Source organism: Candidatus Methanomethylophilaceae archaeon, assembly GCA_017524805.1.
Lineage (GTDB): Archaea > Thermoplasmatota > Thermoplasmata > Methanomassiliicoccales > Methanomethylophilaceae > Methanoprimaticola.
The window spans coordinates 1-4,220 of sequence record JAFXUX010000001.1 but is presented as its reverse complement, the minus strand read 5'-3'; the positions used below and the strand labels follow the sequence as shown (position 1 = coordinate 4,220).

Below are 4,220 nucleotides of genomic sequence, written 5' to 3'. Positions count from 1 at the left end.
GATGACGGGTCCGATAGAAGCCGGATGTAAGCATCGAGGTCCGCCGAGATGTTCAGTCCGGGCTCACTAACGTCCCAAGCGCCGCTGGGGTGTGGTCTAGCCGTCAATCGGGTTTCGTATGTCGCACTCATCCTCAGTTTCCACTTTTATTGTACTATCCGATAGTTTTGATATGTTGAATGCGCATTCCAAATCATGGATCCTTTCACGATAACAATCGCATTGATAGTTGTCGGAGCGATATTCCTCGCAATCGAGGCATTCAGCCCCGGCGGCTTCATGGTGATCCCCGGGACGGTTCTCATCATCCTCGGAATACTCGGATTGGTATATCCGGAATACCTCCTGTCCTGGTGGTCTCCCGCAATAGCTGTCGCCGTGGCCGTTCCCATAACGCTGGTGACCATGAAGCTTTATCAGCGGTTGGCTGTCCCCGAGCCGCCGGCCACGAAAGTAGCGGAAACGCTGATCGGAAAGCACGGCACGGTGACCGTCGCAACAGAACCTGGCAATCTGAAGGGGAAGGTGGTCATAGGCTCGGAAACATGGTCCGCAACTTCGGATGAGCCCATAGAAGCCGGCGCTTCCGTGGAGATCATGTTCAGTGAAGGGGTTCACGTCCACGTTCGGAGATGTGGGGAGGAATAAGATGGACACAGCCATTATTATCGTAGTTCTGGTCCTGACATTCGCCGCGATCATAGCGATCACCAGCGGGGTGAAGATTGTCCAGCCTTATGAGCAGGCAATTTACATGCGCCTCGGTAAATTCGTCAGGGTTCTCAACCAAGGCCTCAACATCGTATGCCCTTTGATCAACAAAGTGGTGAAGATGGACCTCCGTACCGAGGTTCTCGATGTCCCGAAGCAGGAGGTCATCACCAAAGACAATTCGCCGGTCTATGTGGATGCGGTCATTTACATCAAAGTGACGGATCCCAAGAACGCTTTCTTCGAGGTCACAGACTACAGGCTGGCGACCGTCAATCTCGCTCAGACCACACTCAGATCCATAATCGGAGAGATGGAGCTCGACGAGATCCTTTCATCCAGAGAGAAGATAAACTTGAGTCTCAGGGATATCCTCGATGAGAGCACCGACAAGTGGGGAGTGAAGATCGAGGCCGTCGAGATAAGGGAAGTCGACCCGGCAAGGAAGGTCAAGGATTCCATGGAAGAGCAGACTTCTGCCGAGAGGAGGAGACGTGCGGCCATCCTTCAGGCCGACGGTCAGAAGAGGGCGGCAATCCTCGAAGCCGAGGGTAAGAAGAAATCCCGCATCCTGGAGGCTGAAGGACTCAGGCAATCGATGATTCTGGAGGCTGAAGGAAAGAGGCTCGCCACTATCCTGGAAGGCCAGGGAGAGGCCCAGAAGCTCAGGATACTTTCCGTGGGCGCGGCCGCGATGGATTCCAAGGCCATGTCGGTGCTTTCCATGCAGACGCTCCAGGAAGTCGGCAAGGGAGATTCGTCCAAGATATTCTTCCCGATGGAGGTCACAAGGCTTGTGGAAGGCATTTCCGATTATATCGGGACGGCCAAGGGAATCCCGGACAGGGAAGTCTCCGATATCAGCGGCATCAAGGAGGCCGTCGGCGATCCGGACGACATACTCGGCCCGATACCATCGCAGGAAGAGATCAAAGCCGAGGCCGACAAGTTCAACAGATCGGTGAAAGAAGAGATGGATGACGTGGACGAGATACTGTCCAAAGAAACCATCTGAATACCCGGATCCGGGTGGGATAAGATGGTAGTCCTGCCCGGATTCGAACCAGGGTCGCTGGCTCCAAAGGCCGGCATGATTGACCTCTACACCACAGGACTATCTGGGATTCGGAATCCATCAAGGTATAATGCTTTATCGGTGCTCGCTCCAGCTTCCCTATGAGATATGTCGGCTTGCACCCTTCGATTCTTACCCTGACCTTCGTTCCCAAGGGGATCGTTTCCTTTATGACAACGGGCCTGTAATTGTTCGTGCGGACAATCGTGCCTTCCTTGTGCTCGGTGGCCAGAGCTTCGAAGACTTTTCCGACCAAGGCAGAATTCACGTCATATTCGACGGAATTCTTCAGTTCTGTTAGCTCGGTCGATCTCTCCTTCGCTATCCTCCCGTGGACCTGCTCCATACCGGACGCATTAGTCCCCGGCCTGGGAGAGAAGCGGGTTATGTTGATGGTGTCCGCTCTGAGCGCTCTGATGAGGTCTTTGGTGGCTTCGTGATCCGAATCGGTCTCTCCGGGGTATCCGGTTATGACATCCGTGGCGATGCTGATGTCTGGGTATCTGTCCCTTAGCTTCCTTGCCAATCCCAGGAAATCCTCTGCGGTATATCCTCTGCGCATCGATTTCAGAACGGAATCGCTGCCGCTTTGGACCGGGATGTGGAGGAAGCGATACACCCTGGGATCGTCCATGGCATCCAGAAGCCGGTCCGCTATCCTCGACAGATGGTTGGGATTCATCATGCCGATCCTAATCATGTAATCGCCGTCGACCTTCAGCATCTTCGACAGAAGGTCTGCGAGGTCGGTGCCGATGTCGAACCCGTAGCAGGCCGTGTCCTGGGCCGTCAGAAGAATCTCTTTGGCTCCCGAGGATACGAATCTTTTGAACTCATCGATTATGCTCTCTTCCGGATAGCTCATCAGCTTTCCGCGGGCGTATTTCGTTATGCAATAGGAACAGTTTCCGAGGCATCCCTGAGCTATGGGGAGAATCGCGTCGGTGCCGACAGCCGCAGGAAGAGGGGGACCAGCGACCCCATATTTACTTGTCACAAGATCGGAGAATCCCCCGTACTCCCTCGGGGGTATTATTATCGAGCCAGGGAGGCGGATCTCTATCCTCTGGGGCTGGACCTTGGCCATGCAACCCGCAACGATGATCTTTTTGCCGGCTTTTTTCAGCTCGGCAATGCGCTGGATCATCTTCTTTTCGGTGGTCTCGACGACGGTGCACGTGTTGAGTATCACGATGTCGGCGTCATCCGCAGAGGAAGCCTCCGAGTATCCCAGGGATGCCATGTCTTCGGAGAGTCTGCGTCCCTCCCCGAAGTTCATGGTGCATCCATAGGATTCGACGAAATATTTCATCAGCGCGTGCAAGCTTCCGCAGTGGGCACTGCGAACGCGGTCTTAGCCGAGATTTTGGTTATCTTGGCGTGGATCTTGGCACCTTTGACGGTTCCGGGGACTACTATGAGGTAGTCAAACACTTTCCCTACGCCATCTCCCTTCTTTCCCACGTCGGAGATGAGAAGCTCGATGATGTCGCCCTCGCGGAGCGTGTTTGCGGTGTCGGCCCTGACCGATTTCCTGACGGTTATGGGTCTGCGGGCTCCGCACGCTTCGCATTCAAGCATGAGCGTCCTGTCTTCCTTTACCATCTTGGTGTCGGGAAGGCCGCACTCCGAGCATATGACGTACGTCTCGGTGTATATCTGGATCTTCTCGTTGATGGCCTGAGGGCTGATTTTGGCTTTGAAAACCGCTCTGCGCCCTTCGATGCTTCCGGGGGTACCGAGCTCTCTGAGCATGAATTGGAGAAGGTGCTCGGGATCTCTCCTCAGTTTGTCCGTTACATCGATGAAATTCCTGAATACGGTGATCTTTCCCTCTTGGAGAATGTCCAACTCGGGGATCTCAAATCTTTCATGGGCCTCCGTTATTTCGGGGCATGTGATTTTCGCTCTGTTGAGGAGCGACAAATAGTCATCATCATCTGCCATTCTCTCACCTGTCTGCGGCTATTGATAGCCTTGCTATATATTCTTGCGTATTGTATCGGCCATCCATCTGGATGGCGGCAATCAGAACCTTTCTGGCATCGTTCAGGGGCCGATGGTCTATGGCTGTAGGAAATCGAATGATCATTTCCGGCATCAGTCTGTGGCTAATTGGAATCACAAGTAAGTTTTATATACTGAATAATTCTACCCTGCTTTGCGCGAGATGCACAAGGCATCTCATGCGATATGGAGGACCATGAACTCCGACGGGGATACCGCCCGCCGTGCCCTCATGGGTTCTGACGTTCGATGCTACGAATGTTCCGTTAGACGGATCATTCAGTGAGCCGTCCAGCGGGACAGCGGTGAAACATGGTCAAGCTGCCATTTCCATTTCATCCATCAGAGACGAATTTCAGTCGAAGATTCGACTCCGGTTGATCCTGCCGGCGGCCACCGCTATAGGAATTCGATTAAGACATGCGAG

At 53.8% G+C, this 4,220-nt stretch carries 3 protein-coding genes, 1 tRNA gene and 1 pseudogene; 2 read left to right on the top strand and 3 right to left on the bottom strand.

The window, feature by feature from the left end; translation table 11 throughout:
* Positions 1 to 225 precede the first annotated feature (225 nt).
* Both IKP20_00025 and IKP20_00020 read left to right on the top strand, forming a co-directional pair.
* Positions 226 to 648, top strand: coding sequence for an NfeD family protein (locus tag IKP20_00025; GenBank protein MBR4503371.1), 423 nt, complete (start codon positions 226 to 228; stop codon positions 646 to 648).
* A 1-nt stretch (position 649) separates the two neighbouring features.
* Positions 650 to 1,726 (top strand): SPFH/Band 7/PHB domain protein, encoded by a 1,077-nt coding sequence (locus IKP20_00020; GenBank protein ID MBR4503370.1) that lies wholly within the window; start codon positions 650 to 652, stop codon positions 1,724 to 1,726.
* A gap of 25 nt (positions 1,727 to 1,751) precedes the next feature.
* Here IKP20_00020 and IKP20_00015 read toward each other — a convergent pair.
* The 3 genes and pseudogenes from IKP20_00015 to IKP20_00005 form a co-directional block, all read right to left on the bottom strand.
* Positions 1,752 to 1,827 (bottom strand) — tRNA-Gln (locus IKP20_00015).
* 53 nt (positions 1,828 to 1,880) lie between these two features.
* Positions 1,881 to 3,098 (bottom strand): annotated as a pseudogene (locus IKP20_00010) (tRNA (N(6)-L-threonylcarbamoyladenosine(37)-C(2))-methylthiotransferase).
* Positions 3,098 to 3,733, bottom strand: a complete 636-nt coding sequence (locus tag IKP20_00005; GenBank protein ID MBR4503369.1) for a translation initiation factor IF-2 subunit beta — start codon at positions 3,731 to 3,733, stop codon at positions 3,098 to 3,100. Before IKP20_00005 ends, IKP20_00010 begins: the two are co-directional and overlap by 1 nt.
* Between the last annotated feature and the right edge of the window lie 487 nt (positions 3,734 to 4,220).